This is a genomic window from Pseudoduganella lutea (assembly GCF_004209755.1).
Classification (GTDB): Bacteria; Pseudomonadota; Gammaproteobacteria; order Burkholderiales; family Burkholderiaceae_D; genus Rugamonas; species Rugamonas lutea.
The window spans coordinates 2,858,738-2,873,245 of sequence record NZ_CP035913.1 but is presented as its reverse complement, the minus strand read 5'-3'; the positions used below and the strand labels follow the sequence as shown (position 1 = coordinate 2,873,245).

The following is a 14,508-nucleotide window of genomic DNA, read 5'->3' as shown; positions in this document are numbered from 1 at the left end:
CATGCGCACCCGGGTCTGCATCTCGATCGACACCGAGTTTTCCATCGGTGGCGCGTTTACAAACCCGGGCAGGCAACCGGTGGCCGAACCGATGGTCTGGTGCGAGGTGGGCGGCCGCTCGCAGGGCCTGGGCTTCCTGCTCGACCAGTTCGAGCGGCACCGCATTCCCGCCACGTTCTTTGTCGAGGCGGCACACCGGTACTATTTCCAGGAGCATGATCCGATGGGCGCCATCGCCCGCCGGATCGTCGCCGGTGGCCATGAAGTGCAGTTGCACACGCACCCTTGCTGGGCAGTCTTCCAGCACGCGGACTGGCCCGAGCGGGTCCGGCGCGAACCGCTCCAGGATGAGTTCTTCGGCCGCGCCGAGGAAGACACCGTGCAGCTGCTGCGCCAGGGCCAGCAAACGTTTGCCGACTGGGGTGTGCCGGCGCCAACCGTGTTCCGGCCCGGGAACATGCAGCACGACGACACGCTGTTCGCGGCGCTGGCCCGCTGCGGCATTCCGTACAGTTCCTGCGTGGGCCTGGCGGTCTTCGACAGCAACGACCCGCGTTACCGCTTGTACAGCGGTGCGCATCACCGCCACGGCGTGCTGGAAATGCCCGTGCTGACGTTCCAGGATTGGCAGCTCGGCGGCCGCCGCCACCTGAAGACACTGACCATTGCCGGCACCAGCTTCGACGAAACGCGCCTGCTGCTGGAGCGGGCCCATGCGCAACAGATCCCGCTGGTCGTCCTGCTGACCCACCCGTTCGAATACGTGCAGCGGCGCGACGATCACATGCTTGCCGCGCGTGGCAACGCCTTGCATCAGGACCGGCTGGCACGCCTGTGCCGCTACCTCGATGGTAACCGCGACCGCTTCCTCCCGACCGGCATGGGCGAGGCGGGCAGCGCGCTGCAATCCACGCCGGATGAACGCAACCTGCTGCTGCAGGGCAGCGGATGGAAAAGCATCCGCCGCCTCGCCGAACAGGCCGTGTATGACCGCTATGGCAGCTGGGCGCTGTCGCGGCAGGGAGCGCCGGCATGATCGCCTTTGCCCGTGATCGCCTGAATGCCCGCTTCGGCACCTGGCGTGGCCTGGTGCGGCTACTCCTAGCGCATGCCGAACGGGCCACTGGCCGGCTCCGGCGGTTCGAGCTGCATGAGCCGCAGGCGGTGCGCCGCGTGGTGTTCGTTTGCCAGGGCAATATCTGCCGCAGCGCCTATGCCGAACAGGTGGCCCGTGCCGCGGGCTTGCACACGGCGTCGCTTGGCCTGTCGACGACGACCGGCGCGGCCTCGCCAGAACCCGCGCTGGCCGCGGCCGTACGCAAGCAGATGCCGATGGACGCGCACCGCGCATGCGACTGGGAAGATTTCGGATTGCAGCCGGGCGACCTGCTGCTGGCGATGGAAGTGCGGCAGGTACACGAACTCACGCGCCGGCTGGGCGGGCGGACGGACGTGCAGGTCGCGCTGCTCGGCAACTGGTGCAAGCCGCCAACGCCCCACCTGCACGATCCTTTCACGCTGTCCGATGCGTATTTTGACTCGTGCTTCACCCGGGTGCGCCAGGCGGTCGAGCGGCTGGTGGACGATGTTCCAAACGCGCGCGCCGTGCCGGCGCAGAAGAGGGGGCAGCGATGAGCCGCGAATTCTCGCTTTACCTGGACGCGGTACGTTTCCTGGCCGCGCTGATGGTCGTGTTCTATCACATGAACATGCGCTGGCTCAGCACCGACATCCTGCCGCTGTCCGACCACGGGCATGCGGCGGTGATGGTGTTCTTCGTGCTGTCCGGCTACGTGATCTCGTATATCCATGCCCGGCGCGAGAACACGCCGGCCGAATACTGGGCAAGCCGCCTTTCACGCTTTTATTCGCTGGCGATCCCGGTGGTGCTGGTGACGCCGTTGCTGGATCTCGCTGGCGCGGCGCTCCGTCCGGATATTTATGAGGGCTGGACCACGCATGGCCTGGCGCCGGTGCGTATCGCCACCAGCCTGGCATGGCTGAACGAGATATGGACGATCTCCATCATGTCGTTTTCAAATACGCCCTACTGGTCGCTGTGCTACGAGATGTGGTACTACATCATGTTCGCGGTGTGCGTGTTCACCGCCGGGCGCACGCGCATCCTGCTGCTGGCCGGCTGTGCACTGGTGGTTGGCCCGAAGATCCTGCTGCTGGCGCCCGTGTGGGCAATGGGCGTGGTGCTGCACCGCTGGCAGCTGCTGCAGCGCACGTCCTTTGCAACCGGGCTGGCGCTGTTCATCGGCTCGCTCGTGGCCTTTGGCCTGTTCCAGCATTATCGGCTGACGGACCTTGGCAGCGCGTGGATGCGCAACCTGGTGGGTGAGGCGCTGCATCACCAGTTGACGTTTTCCCGCTTTGCGCTCACCGATTACCTGCTGGGCCTGATCGTGGCGGCGAATTTCGTCGGTGCCCGCGCCATCGCGCCCGTGCTGGGTCGCGTGCTGCTGCCACTGGAGCGGCCGATCCGCTGGCTGGCCGGCTACACGTTCTCGCTCTATTTGATGCATCAGCCGCTGCTGCTGTTCTTCGGCGCGTTGATCGATGGCGATCCGCGCGGCCCACTGTATTTCATCGAAGTCCTGGGTGCCATCCTCGTCACCGTCTGGCTGGTCGGGTCGGTCACGGAAGGGCGCAGGCACCTGCTGCGTGCGTGGCTGCTCGCGCGGCTGCAGTCGCTGCAAGGAGTACGGTGGCTGGCGGCAAAGGGCGTGAGATGAACGCGCCACTGAGCGTCCAGGAGACGGCGCCCATCGAAGACGCGGCACCGGCGCAACGATTGCTGCCGGCCGTGGTGCTGGGCATCGACACGCCGATCGGCTTGTCGATCGTGCGCAGCCTGGGGCGGCGCGGTGTGTCCGTCTATGGTATCGCCCGCAGTACCGCGGCGCCCGGCTTGTCGTCACGCTATCTGCGACAAGGCATGCTGCGTGCCGAAGATGCTCCTGGCACGCTCGACCAGCTGGAACAACTGGCGGCACGCATTGGCCCGGCATGCCTGTTCGCGATTTCCGAAGGCGATATAGCGTTGCTGAACCGTCACCGCGATCGGCTGTCCGGCTACCGGCTGATGTTTCCCGATACGCGCCGGATGGATACGGTGCTGGACAAGCAACAGACTTACGCTGCCGCTGGCAGGGCAGGTGTTCCGGTGCCACGCACGGTGCAGCCGGTGACTTTGGCGGAGGCCGAAGCCGTGGCGCCGACGCTGCGGTATCCCGTGGTGTTGAAATGGGCTGAGCCGAACGAGGCGGGCATCCTGCTGCGCCGCGCTGGCCTGGCACTGGACAAGACCCGCTACTGCCATGACGGCAAGGAACTGCTGGATTACCTGCGGCAGTTCGAGCCGGTTGGCCGCTATCCGATGATCCAGGAGTATTGCGCCGGTTATGGACTGGGGCAATTTTTCCTGATGCATGAAGGTCAGGTCCATTGCGTGTTCCAGCATCGCCGGCTGCACGAATGGCCACCGGAAGGCGGCGTTTCCACGCTGTGCGAGTCGGTGTCGCTCGAACAGCATGCGGCATTGCGGGAGCGTTCACTGGCCCTGCTGCGAGAACTCGACTGGGAAGGCATTGCCATGGTCGAATACCGCTACGACCCGGACCGCGACGAAGCGGCACTGATGGAGATCAACGGCCGCTTCTGGGGTAGCCTGCCCCTGGCCTGCCATGCCGGCGCCGATTTTCCGTGGCTGGCGTACAGCCTGCTCGGCATTGGCGCTTCCCAGCCGCAGCCTGGCTATCGCGCCGGTGTGCGCTGCCGTTTCATGATTCCGGAAACAAAGCGCCTTGCGCGCCTGTTGTTACGGCCCGGCGCGGTGGCGGACCGCAATCTGACGTTTTCGCGCGCCGGCGAGCTGGCCGGTTATCTAGCCGACTTTTTACGCCCGTCCACGCGTTATTACCTGTTCACCTGGTCGGATCCGCTGCCGTTCCTGCGCGACCTGTGGCACGTGGTCCGGCGTTCTGGCTGACATTTTTTTCTGGGAGCGACGATGCAGAGGAAGAACCCGCCCGGCGCATGCGACAGCGCCACATGCAAGGAGACCATGTCGTGAAGATCGCGGTCGTCATTCCCTATTTCCAGCGCCGGACCGGCATCCTGGCGCGGGCATTGCGCTCGGTAGCGGCACAAACGGTCGAGGCACAGCTGGACGTGATCGTGGTCGATGACGAATCACCGGTGCCGGCGCGCGACGAAGTAGCGCAATTCATGGCGCAATCGGCGGGCGTGGAACGTTCGCCCGTCCGCATTGTGGAGCAGAAGAATGGTGGGCCGGCCGCCGCCCGTAACACGGCGCTCGACCATGTCACGCCCGATACCGAGCTGGTCGCCTTTCTGGATTCGGACGATACCTGGGAACCGGAGCACCTCGCCAATGCCATGCGTGCGCTGGGTGCCGGCTATGATTTCTATTTCGCCGACTTTTATCAGCTGGACCAGACGGTCAGTGCATTCGAACGGGCCGGCCGTATCGAGCCGGCCAAGCATGCAATGCTGCCGGGGGAGCGCCATCTCCATGTCTACCAGGCCGACATGCAGTCGCAGATCCTGGGGGGCAACGTGATCGGCACCTCGTCCGTCGTCTACCGCTTCCGTTCGTTCCGTACGCTACGCTTCCGCAAGGAATTCGTGTATGCGGGTGAAGATTACCTGTTCTGGCTCGACCTGTCCCGCATGACGGACCGCATCGCGTTTTCGTCCGCCCGCGAGGTGGTGTGCCGCGATGGTGTCAACGTGTTCGCGGGCTCGGGGTGGGGCACGGAAAAATCGCTGATCCGCTTGCATTACGAAATGAAGTACAAGAAGGCGATCGCCCGCCTGTATCCGCTGACCGAGCGCCAGGTAAAGGAAAATCGCGAGGCCGTGCTCATGCTGCGACGGGGCTTCGTGGCGGACGTGCTGCATCGCGTCACGCATCGCAAGCCATTCCTTGATGTGATGTGGAAGCAATGGCGGATCGACGTGCGCAGCGTACTGTATTTCATCCCGCTGGCGATCAGCCTGATACTGCGGCGGGAGCGCAGCGCGTGAGCCGGATTCTCGTCAGCATCCTGAACTGGAACGGTGCGGTACAAACCATCGATTGCGTGCGCGATCTGCTGCGCCAGCAATTGCCCGGCGGCGCGACTGCCGACATCCTTGTCATCGACAATGGCTCGGCGCCACCCGACACCGAAACGCTCGTGCAGGGCTTGGCTGGCATGCCCGTCGCGTTGCACAGGGAGGCGGTCAACCATGGCTTCGCGGGTGGCCACAACCTGGCAGTCGACCGTGCGCTGGACGAAGGCCATGACTTCCTGTGGCTGGTCAACAGCGATGCCGTGATGGGCGGCAGCGACGTGCTTGCGCAGTTGCTGGCGTTGATGGCGGCCGATGGGCGGTGCGGTGCCGCATCGCCTTTGCTGGCCATCCTCGACCAGCCGGAAAAGGTGTACTTCTGCGGTAATTTCCACGATTGGGCGCGGCTCGATACCCACCGTGCCAGCAATGTCGACGATGCGCGCGCCACGGCCCGCCAGCGCCTTGCCCAGCAATGGGTGCCCGGCACGGCAATGCTGCTGCGCATGGATGCGCTGCGCGACGCGGGCAAGCTCGACGAACGGATGTTCGCCTATTACGAAGATGACGAATTATGTGCCCGGCTGGCAGCGCACGGCTGGCACAGCGCCGTGGCATACGATGCGCGCGTGCTGCATGCCATGCCCCGGCGCGAGACAGACCGCCCGCCGTATTACTTCTACCTAATGGCGCGCAATTACCTGATTTTCTGGCAGGGCAGCACGCCGCCGGCACATCGGCGCAGGCTCGCCTTGAAGTTGCTCGACCGCGCGCTGTATGACGTCAACCGGCTGTATTACCGGGGTTTCCCTGAACAGGCGCGGGCCGCGTTACTTGGCGTCGAGGATTACTTGCGCCGCCGTCATGGCCGTCCGGCACTCGACCGCAACGCCGGGCTTCGCCTGCGTGCCTTGCGTGCCTTACTGTGGCTACCGCATCTGCGGGTGTTGCGTCGGCTCGACCGTGCTGGCTGAGCATGGTGGCTTTCCTGCTTCCAGCGGCCAGTGCCTATTGATTGGCTATCGCCCCCGTGTCATTATTCGATTATTAACTTTTAGTAGGTGCATCATGTCCTCTCAGTTGACGAAAGCCGCAGCCGCGGTCCTGGTGGCCGTTTCCGCTCTCGCTGCATGCAGCTCGGACACGGCCGAATCATTGAAGGCGGATGCCCGGCAGTACCAGCAGAAGGGCGACAACAAGGCGGCGGCCATCCAGCTGAAGAATGCGCTGGAGAAGAACCCGGACGATGCACAGGCTCGCTTCATGCTCGCCTCCCTGGCCATCGACATGGATGATCCCCTGACGGCCGAGAAGGAAGCGCGACGTGCACTGGCGTTAAAATACCCAGCCGAGCAGGTGTTGCCCGTGCTTGGCAAATCGCTGACGCTCCAGGCCAAGTTCCAGGAAGCCCTGGATGAGACGGCGCAAGGCCCGCGCACGCCGGCCATTTCCACATTGCGCGGCCATGCCTTGCTCGGGCTGGGCAAGACGGACGAGTCGAAACGCGAATTCGATGCCGCCCTGGCCCAGCAGCCTGGCTTCAGCGATGCCCTTACCGGGCAGGCCCGGCTGGCAGCGCTGCAGGAGGACTGGGCCGGTGGCTTGCGCCTGCTCGATGAAGCAATCGCAAAGGACGCGGCCAATTTTGACGCCTGGCAATTGAAAGGCGACTTGCTGCGCGTTGCCGGCAAGGGCGATGAGGCGATGGCGGCCTACCAGCAAGTGTTGAAAATTAAGCCGAGTCACCGGACAGCTCACCTGGAGCAGGCAGCCATCCATATCGCGGCCAAGAAATACGATGCGGCCCAGGCAGATATCGATGCAGCGCGCAAGAGTACGCCAGGCAGCTTCCTCGTCGCTTATCACCAGGCGCTACTGGACTTTTCGCGTGGCAAGCTGAAAGAAGCGCAAACCAACCTGCTGAAGGTTAACCAGGCGGCCTCGCAATATATGCCGGGCGTACTGCTGTCCGGTGTGGTCGCCCTGAATCTGGGGTTACTGGAGCAAGCCGAAGGCAGCCTGCGCAAGTACGTCGAGTGGAATCCCGATCACCTGCAAGCCCGCAAGATGCTCGTCAGCACATTGTTGAAATCTGGCCAGGGCCGCGAAGCCCAAACCATACTGGCTCCCGTATTGAAGGGCGAAGCACCGGATGTAACCGTGCTGCAGATGGCTGGTGAAGCGGCAATGCTGTCGCGTGATTTCAGCAAGGCCGCGGACTACCTTTCGCAAGCAATCAAGCAGGAGCCTGGTCGCGCCCCTTCCCATACGTCGCTCGGCCTGGTCAGGTTGGCGCAGGGGGATCGCGCCGGCGGCATTGCCGAGTTGCAGAAGGCCTTGGAGCTTGAGCCCGGCTCATTACAGTCCGGCTCCGTCCTGGTGCGCACGCTGCTCGACCTTGGCGTACCGGATAAGGCGTTGGCGGCGATCGCCAAGATGGAAGCCTCGCATTCCGGCAGCGCGGAGCTGCAAGTCATGAAGGGTAATGCCTATCTTGCCAAGCAGGATCGGGCCAAGGCCCGGGCCGCATTCGACGCTGCGCTGGCTTCCGATGCCACCCATTTCCCTGCCGCTGCTGGTCTCGCGCAACTCGACATCGCGGAGAAAAAGCCGGATGCGGCACGCAAGCGCTTTGAAGCATTGCTGGCGAAGGATGCCAAGAATATCGAGGCCCACACGGCGCTGGCCCAGCTCGACATGGCACAAGGTAACACCGCAGGTGCCACCAAGTGGCTCGAGAAAGCCAATGAGCTGCACCCGGATGACCTGAACACCGCTCTGCGCCTCGGTGCCCACTACAATGCCAATAGCCAGCCGGCCAAGGCGCAAACGTTGCTGCGCAAATACCAGGCAGCCAATCCGGACAACGCTGCGCTGCTTGACGTGCTCGGCCAGGCGCAAATGGCCAACAAGGATCCCGCCGCGGCGCTGGAAACCTTTGGCAAGCTGACCAGTGTATTGCCCCGGGCTGCCACCCCCCAGCTGCGGCTGGCCGGTGCGCAGCTAGCCATGAAAAATCCTTCGGGTGCCGGGGCCACGCTGGCCAAAGCCGTCAGCCTGGAGCCCAACAATATCCAGCCCTACCTGGCGCAGGCCGAACTGGCTGTCAGCGAGGGAAACAGCACCCACGCGCTCGAGATCGTACGCCAGGTGCAGAAGCAGTTCCCGAAAACGCCGGTCGGATACATGCTGGAAGGGGACTTGTTCATACAACAAAAAAATGCAGCCGCTGCAGTAAGACCATATGAGCAAGCTTTGGCCATCAGTAACGAAGCGCCTGCGCTGCTCAAGCTTGCCAAAGCCTTGCGCGAATCGGGCAAGGTCAAGGAATCGGAAGCTCGCGTCCTCGAGTTCACCAGGAAAAATCCAGGTGACGCCCTCGCGGCAATGTACCTTGCGGAAAATTATATTGCTTTCAAGCGCTATCCTGAAGCAAGGCAGCTGTTGGAGGCAGTCGTCCAGCAGACCCCGAACAATATTGTCGCACTCAACAATCTGGCCTGGATCTACCAGCAGCAGAAGGATGCGCGTGCACTGCCTACCGCCGAACGTGCACTCAAGCTGAACGATGCCAATCCTGAGGTATTGGACACGGTCGGCTGGATGCTCGTCGAGCAGGGTTCGTACGAGCGTGCTGTCATGCTGCTGAAAAAAGCGGCCTCGACCGCCCCCAAAGCGCCTCAAGTACATTACCATCTGGCTGTCGGTCTCTTTAAGTCCGGCGACAAGCCTGGAGCCCGCAAGGCGCTGGAACAGGCGCTGGCTTCCGGGCCGGGCTTCAGCGAAGCCGAGCAGGCAAAAGCATTGCTTCGGCAGCTATGAAGTGCAGTAAAGAATCAAAAATAATTATTCAAATATATAAATAAATAACAAATTAAATAGTTGTTGATGCACGACAATCGATGACTTGCTCCGTTATCGGTATCAATGTCGAGTACTCAACAGGGGAGTGTGCTATGGCCTCAGAGTTTACCCAGGACGGCAACGCCGACCAGTTTCTTCCGGACGATTACGAATCCGGTGAGCCACTGATTTGCGCTGTCGAAGAAGATAACTCTGCAAACATAACGCATGTGACTATTAATCAATCCGATTTCGGCATCCGCGTTGCCGATACCGAGGCTGGGCGTGCTTCCGCAAGCATGCTCATCAATAAAATGTATGCCTGGCGCGGCTATACAGGCACACACCGGATCGATAACAATCCTAACCGTATTACTCTCGCTGCCTCTGACAAGGGAGACGTCATCGGCACTGTTACGCTGGGCATCGACTCATCGATGGGAATCCTGGCGGACGAGGTTTTTTCCGATTATATCGGGGAATTCCGTGCGCGTGGCGCCAAAGTCTGTGAGATTACCAAGCTTGCATTCGCGCCCCACGTCAAGTCGAAAAGTGCGCTGGCTTCATTGTTTCACGTGCTTTTCATTTATGGCCATTATCTGCATCAATGCACCGATGTGTTCATCGAAGTGAATCCACGGCATCGGCGATATTATATGAATATGCTGGGATTTAATCAGATCGGTGAATTGCGGAGTAATCCGCGAGTGGATGCGCCAGCATATCTGCTGCATGTCAGCATGGATTATGTCAACGACCAGATCCGCAAGGTAGGCGGTACCAGCGCGCAGACGGCAGGAGAGCGTTCTCTGTATCCCTATTTCTTCTCGCCCCGGGAAGAACGCGGCATTGCAAGCCGTCTGCTGCAGATCGGTTGAGGAGTTTTTTGCCGACAACGATGCGGTCATGGCCGCATCGTTGTCGCGGCGTTTCCGCCGTTTCTGAAGTGTTCGGATATGCAACCGGCCGTTGCATGTGCGAGCTGCCGACTGGAGCACGTCAAGCATGGTTTGTAAACAATAGCTGGTGCTAGGCCTTCTACAGCCCAGCCTCAGCTGTTTGATTCGTCATTCCGGCATGAGAGGCTGTAGATGGCCAGTTCATTGAGTCTGCCCGGAAATGGCTTCAGCGTCTGCGGACTTTAGTCCTGCTGGGCATGCTGTCGTAGCCATACGAGCACTGTGCTTCCGCCTTGGATGCCAAACTTCTTCTGAGCCTGCTGGTATGTGATCTCGCTTTTCTACCGAGCTGACCACCCCAGGTTGAAAGCCGGCGTGCAATCACGCTGGGTACGCATTCCTTCTGGTGCCATCTCGCTTTTCTCAAATAAAGCGAACTACGACACCCTGTTGCAGGATGGGACAAGCGCATAAAAAAACCTGGCGTGTGCCAGGTTTTTTTTTGCGGCACCAAGATGCCGCACTCCGGTCTTGCTGGATTACTTCTGTTTGCGGCGACGCACTTGTGCCAGGCCCAGCAGGCCCAGGCCCATCAATGCCAGCGAACCTGGTTCGGGGATGTCGGTAGCGATCGACTGACCGAAGAAATTGCCGGTACCGACAACGCGGTTCGGGTCGCCCGGGTACGGTTGCGTGAAGCTGGTGCTGAACGACAGGTCGGAGCCGTCAACTTGCTGGTCCGTATCGAAGTTGGCAGCAGCAATGCCGCCGATCACGTCCAGCTGACCCAGGCCGCTCAGGTTCGGCGGCGAAATGGCATTGATCGTACCCAGCAGCGTTGCGCCGTTCAGTTCATGACCGGCCAGGCTCAGCCAAAGGTTGCCCAAGCCAGTGTTGCCAGCGTTCATCGTCAGCGGATCGGAAGGATTGATCGTCGATGGGCCAAAATTGACGTAGATGTCAACCTGGCCACCCACATACGACGTCACCTGGCCGACGGTACCGGTCGGGGTATAGCCGCTGAATTTGAAAGTCAGCTCGCAGCCTGGGCAGAATTGCGACTGGTTGTAGCCGTTCATCGTCGACACGAAGCCAAAGCCGCTCAGCGAGCCATCGTTCGGGTTAACGATCTGCTGGATTTGCACGGACGACGACGAGAAGTCGATCGGGTAGTCGGGATCCCAGACCACGCCGCCGACATTGATCGGGGCTGCCAGAGCTGCCGTCATCGTCGACACTGTCAGGGCCGCCGCCAGCGCTACTTTTTTCAACATGTTCATCAAAAACTCCTTGGGTTTGGTAATTGCTGCTTTAAGGGGCGGACTTTCCCACCACGCCTAAGAAAGAGCAAACACCGTGCCAGTGCTGAGAATCATTTGATAAGTACTTGATTCTTATCAAGTAGTAAAGGATATCGACGCTATTTTGCCTACAGAACGTGTTGCGCTGTAAAGTTTTTCGACAGCGCGATGACGATCAATAACGACCTCGCGCAATGATGCGTTCCGGATCCAGGGCAGCACGGATGCGGGCGTTGAATGCGGCAGCATGAGGCATGCGCTGCGCCAGTACTTCCATCACATCGACGCCGACGCGGTAGGGAAAGACGCCCAGCGTGCGGCCCTGCTGCACAAGAGCGTCGTAGCATTCACGTGTACGCGCCGCGGCACCAGGCACGCCATGGTCGAACAACAGTGGCACCGTGCTGTCGAACAAGCGGTCGCTGATCGACGTGAATGTCAGCAGCGGTTCCAGCCCATGCTCGCGCGTGACGCGGGTAACCATGTCGACATAGGCGCGGGCATCCGCTCCCCGCATCGGCACGAGCGGTGCGTACCAGCGCAGGCCGCAGCCATCACGGGCAGGGTTGCGGTCCTGATCGGGTTGGCGGCCGGGATTGCGCCAATAAGCCAATGGCAAGGCCGTTTCGTTGGGTCGGCCGCCGACCAGTTCCAGCGCATGGGCCAACGTGCGGCTGGTCGCGGCAACACCCTTGCCCAGCGGGCCCGGCATCATGTTCGACGCCCGGGCCAGCAAATGCGCGTTTTTCGGGCTGAGAAACAGCAGCCGGCTGGCGATGCCGCGCAATGCCGCCCTGATCTCCTTTTGTGCGGCCGCGACCATGCCGCGCGTGCCATACAGGGTGCCGAATCCCGTCCAGGGCGCAATCTGGTATTGGCGGCCGAGCCGCGCGATGACGGCATCGGGAATCGTGCCATCGACAACGTCGGCGGCAGGGTAGGGGGCCGTCATCGCCAGCACACGGTGGCGGTTCATCAAGTTGAGGCCGCCCACGGTGCCCGGCAGCGTGGCAAGGATGTGCCGGATTTTTTCCACTGCCGGCTCCAGCAGCGCATCGTCGCGCAGGTTGAACAGGCATACCTTGACCGTCTCCGGCCGGCGCGCCAGCACGATCGACATCCTGGTCACGATCCCAAGGCCGCTCTGGGTAAACAGGCCGGCCGAGTAAGACGTGATACCCCACTTGAACAATTGTGCGAGTTCATGGCCGCCGGCCTCGGACAAGGCAGTGCGGTAGAGAGACCCATCCGCCAGCACCGCTTCCAGATCCGTGACGGCACCGAAGTGATCCGAATGGGGGGTGATGCCATAGCCGCGCTCCAGCGCGTTGCCCAGCAGGCTGACGCCCGGGCCGGCACCGGTGACCGGCACCATGAAGGGATAACCCTGCTCATCGAGGAAGCGGGCGAGCATCCCCTGGGTGACGCCGGGTTCAAGCGTGACGACGCCCAGTACCGGGTCGACGCAGAAGCGCTGCATGCCGGACAAGTCGACGATCACTGCATCGTCCTGTACCGGCAGGGAACTGCCGTAACCCCAGTTCTTGCCGGTGCTGAATGGATACAGGTGGCAGCCATGGCGCCGGGCGATTGCCAGCACCGCTGGCAGGGCACTGCCGTGATCGATCTTGAGCGCCGCTGCGATGCGCCGGCTGACACCGCCCGTGTCGTTACTGTACGCCGCGGTGGCCGCCGCCTGGTCGAACACTTGTGCCACGCCCGGCACGGCGCGCCATTCGGCCAGTGCCGATGGGTTGGAATCGTTCATCGCTTCGAGAGTGGGTCATTGGACGAACTCCGATAGTAGCGGTGGACTGGCAAGCTGTACAAGCGCGCGATTCGCGTAACGTACTCCCGTGTTTCACGGTAAGGAGGGATGCCGCGATGGCGCACGACCGCTCCCTCGCCGGCATTGTAGGCGGCGGCCACCAGTCCCACGTCGCCATCGAACAGCGTCAGCAACCGGCGCAGGTAAGCCAGGCCGCCGCGCACATTCGATTCCGGGTCGAATGGGTCGGCCACCTGGAACCGCTGGGCAGTTTCCGGAATCAGCTGCATCAGGCCCTGCGCGTTTTTCGGCGAAACGGCATTCGCGCGGAAACCGGATTCGACGGCAATGACGGCCATCGCCAGCTCGGGGTCGACCTCGTAGGCAGGGGCCAGCCGTTCGACGATGTGGCGCACCGAGACGCTGGCGGGCGGGTAATCCGCGGGACTGGCGGCCCAGGGATCGGGATCCAGGTTCACACGCAGGGGCAGGTCGGCCGCCATGCAGGCTGGCAGCGGCGCATCAGGTCGCACCGGCAGCGCCTGTACAAGCCGCGCCGCCTGGCCATGCCCCTGGTCGGCCGCGGCCGAGAACAGGCGCCATGCAACAGCGTCGTCGCGTGGCACGCCGCGACCGTTGGCCAGCATCCAGCCGAATGCATATTGCGCCTCCGGCGAACCCAGGCGCGCTGCCTGGCAATACAGCAGGGCGGCCTGCGCCGTGTCCCGGGCCATTCCCTCGCCATGCTCCAGTTGAACTGCCTCGGCAATCAGGCGGGCAATGATCTCGGGCGCAGCATGGGCCGGGGCGGCAGTGCCGCACAGCAGGACCAGCAAGACGGAAAAACGGCGGAGCATGGCATCACCTGCGGCCTTCGCGCGCATGATGGCGTGCCAGGTTGCTGTTGAGCTGTGCGATGATTTCGGAGGCAGCCTGCACGATCTGGTTCGAGTCGAAGCCGGCCCGGGCCATTTCACGGTAGAACGAGCGCGCAAGCAGGCGCGCCACATGATCCGGCTTTTGATAGGCTGTCGTGGCCGCTGCACCCTGCAGCTCGCGGGACAGCGCCAGCTGGGTAAAGCGGGAGGCCAGGATGCCGCGCAGCTGCCGCAACTGGACGGCTCGGCCGACGAACAATGCAACGGTCTCCAGCAAGGCCAAATCTTGCTCACAGAAACAACCGTGCGTACCGCCGCAACTAGCGGTCAGCGTGCCGACCACGCGCCCTTCGATGCGAACAGGCGCCAGCATCAGGCTGCGGCCCGGGGCGGTAGGGCGGCGTGCCAGGGCGGCATAGGGAGAGGCGAGGATATCGTCCACCAGCAACGGCTCGCCGCTGGCCAGCACGTGGCCCGCCAGGCCTTCGCCGCGTGCGACGAGCGTGGCCGCAGCATCCTGGGCCAGGGGACCGTGGCTGGCGGCAATGCTCATCCGGGCGTTTTCGCCTTCGCCGTTGATCAGCATCACCGAGCACGTCTCCGCGCCCACGAGCGAGGCGGCCAGCTCAGCGTGTAATGCAAGGTCGTCGTGCGTGGCCGGGATGTCGCGGCATAGCTGGTGAATCTTGCTCAACAGATCGTCGGCCATCGCTACCTCCAGGGATCAGTTCATT

The 14,508-nt window shown here is 62.4% G+C and carries 12 protein-coding genes and 1 pseudogene; 8 read left to right on the top strand and 5 right to left on the bottom strand.

Annotated features, from left to right (window positions below):
- Window position 1: 1 nt before the first annotated feature.
- From EWM63_RS12040 to EWM63_RS12005, 8 genes are all read left to right on the top strand, one after another.
- Window positions 2-1,036: a polysaccharide deacetylase family protein gene (locus tag EWM63_RS12040; RefSeq protein WP_130186734.1), complete on the top strand. Its 1,035-nt coding sequence runs from the start codon at window positions 2-4 to the stop codon at window positions 1,034-1,036.
- Window positions 1,033-1,635 (top strand): arsenate reductase/protein-tyrosine-phosphatase family protein, encoded by a 603-nt coding sequence (locus tag EWM63_RS12035; RefSeq protein WP_130186733.1) that lies wholly within the window; start codon window positions 1,033-1,035, stop codon window positions 1,633-1,635. The genes EWM63_RS12040 and EWM63_RS12035 overlap by 4 nt, the downstream gene beginning before the upstream one ends.
- Window positions 1,632-2,741 carry an acyltransferase family protein gene (locus EWM63_RS12030; RefSeq protein WP_130186732.1) on the top strand — a complete coding sequence of 370 codons (1,110 nt, stop codon included), beginning with the start codon at window positions 1,632-1,634 and terminating at the stop codon, window positions 2,739-2,741. Before EWM63_RS12035 ends, EWM63_RS12030 begins: the two co-directional genes overlap by 4 nt.
- Entirely contained in the window at window positions 2,738-3,997 is a 1,260-nt protein-coding gene (locus EWM63_RS12025) for a carboxylate--amine ligase (RefSeq protein ID WP_130186731.1), read from the top strand. Before EWM63_RS12030 ends, EWM63_RS12025 begins: the two co-directional genes overlap by 4 nt.
- A gap of 80 nt (window positions 3,998-4,077) precedes the next feature.
- Window positions 4,078-5,058: a glycosyltransferase family 2 protein gene (locus EWM63_RS12020; protein ID WP_165390810.1), complete on the top strand. Its 981-nt coding sequence runs from the start codon at window positions 4,078-4,080 to the stop codon at window positions 5,056-5,058.
- Window positions 5,055-6,059: a glycosyltransferase family 2 protein gene (locus EWM63_RS12015; RefSeq protein WP_165390809.1), complete on the top strand. Its 1,005-nt coding sequence runs from the start codon at window positions 5,055-5,057 to the stop codon at window positions 6,057-6,059. Before EWM63_RS12020 ends, EWM63_RS12015 begins: the two co-directional genes overlap by 4 nt.
- Window positions 6,060-6,153: 94 nt before the next feature.
- Window positions 6,154-8,907: an XrtA/PEP-CTERM system TPR-repeat protein PrsT gene (gene prsT / locus EWM63_RS12010; protein WP_165390808.1), complete on the top strand. Its 2,754-nt coding sequence runs from the start codon at window positions 6,154-6,156 to the stop codon at window positions 8,905-8,907.
- Between the two features lie 134 nt (window positions 8,908-9,041).
- Entirely contained in the window at window positions 9,042-9,806 is a 765-nt protein-coding gene (locus EWM63_RS12005) for an N-acyl amino acid synthase FeeM domain-containing protein (RefSeq protein ID WP_229487863.1), read from the top strand.
- A gap of 266 nt (window positions 9,807-10,072) precedes the next feature.
- Here the strand turns inward: EWM63_RS12005 and EWM63_RS32360 are convergent.
- From EWM63_RS32360 to EWM63_RS11985, 5 genes and pseudogenes are all read right to left on the bottom strand, one after another.
- Window positions 10,073-10,240, bottom strand: a pseudogene (locus EWM63_RS32360) (IS3 family transposase); the annotation flags it as partial.
- Between the two features lie 126 nt (window positions 10,241-10,366).
- Window positions 10,367-11,107: a PEP-CTERM sorting domain-containing protein gene (locus tag EWM63_RS32355; protein WP_130186727.1), complete on the bottom strand. Its 741-nt coding sequence runs from the start codon at window positions 11,105-11,107 to the stop codon at window positions 10,367-10,369.
- A 196-nt stretch (window positions 11,108-11,303) separates the two neighbouring features.
- On the bottom strand, window positions 11,304-12,896 hold the full coding sequence (locus EWM63_RS11995; protein WP_130186726.1) for an FAD-binding oxidoreductase: 1,593 nt from the start codon (window positions 12,894-12,896) through the stop codon (window positions 11,304-11,306).
- Window positions 12,893-13,753 carry a lytic transglycosylase domain-containing protein gene (locus EWM63_RS11990; RefSeq protein WP_130186725.1) on the bottom strand — a complete coding sequence of 287 codons (861 nt, stop codon included), beginning with the start codon at window positions 13,751-13,753 and terminating at the stop codon, window positions 12,893-12,895. The genes EWM63_RS11995 and EWM63_RS11990 overlap by 4 nt, the downstream gene beginning before the upstream one ends.
- Before the next feature lie 4 nt (window positions 13,754-13,757).
- The gene (locus EWM63_RS11985) at window positions 13,758-14,483 is read right to left on the bottom strand and encodes a GAF domain-containing protein (RefSeq protein WP_130186724.1); all 726 of its coding nucleotides are present in this window, start codon (window positions 14,481-14,483) and stop codon (window positions 13,758-13,760) included.
- Window positions 14,484-14,508: the final 25 nt, after the last annotated feature.

Bases quoted from the DNA above. Each gene is read 5' to 3' on its own strand.
- prsT (WP_165390808.1), top strand. From the start codon at position 6,154: ATGTCCTCTCAGTTGACGAAAGCCGCAGCCGCGGTCCTGGTGGCCGTT.
- EWM63_RS12030 (WP_130186732.1), top strand. From the start codon at position 1,632: ATGAGCCGCGAATTCTCGCTTTACCTGGACGCGGTACGTTTCCTGGCC.
- EWM63_RS11990 (WP_130186725.1), bottom strand. From the start codon at position 13,753: ATGCTCCGCCGTTTTTCCGTCTTGCTGGTCCTGCTGTGCGGCACTGCC.
- EWM63_RS12025 (WP_130186731.1), top strand. From the start codon at position 2,738: ATGAACGCGCCACTGAGCGTCCAGGAGACGGCGCCCATCGAAGACGCG.
- EWM63_RS12005 (WP_229487863.1), top strand. From the start codon at position 9,042: ATGGCCTCAGAGTTTACCCAGGACGGCAACGCCGACCAGTTTCTTCCG.
- EWM63_RS11985 (WP_130186724.1), bottom strand. From the start codon at position 14,483: ATGGCCGACGATCTGTTGAGCAAGATTCACCAGCTATGCCGCGACATC.
- EWM63_RS11995 (WP_130186726.1), bottom strand. From the start codon at position 12,896: ATGAACGATTCCAACCCATCGGCACTGGCCGAATGGCGCGCCGTGCCG.
- EWM63_RS12040 (WP_130186734.1), top strand. From the start codon at position 2: ATGCGCACCCGGGTCTGCATCTCGATCGACACCGAGTTTTCCATCGGT.
- EWM63_RS32355 (WP_130186727.1), bottom strand. From the start codon at position 11,107: ATGAACATGTTGAAAAAAGTAGCGCTGGCGGCGGCCCTGACAGTGTCG.
- EWM63_RS12035 (WP_130186733.1), top strand. From the start codon at position 1,033: ATGATCGCCTTTGCCCGTGATCGCCTGAATGCCCGCTTCGGCACCTGG.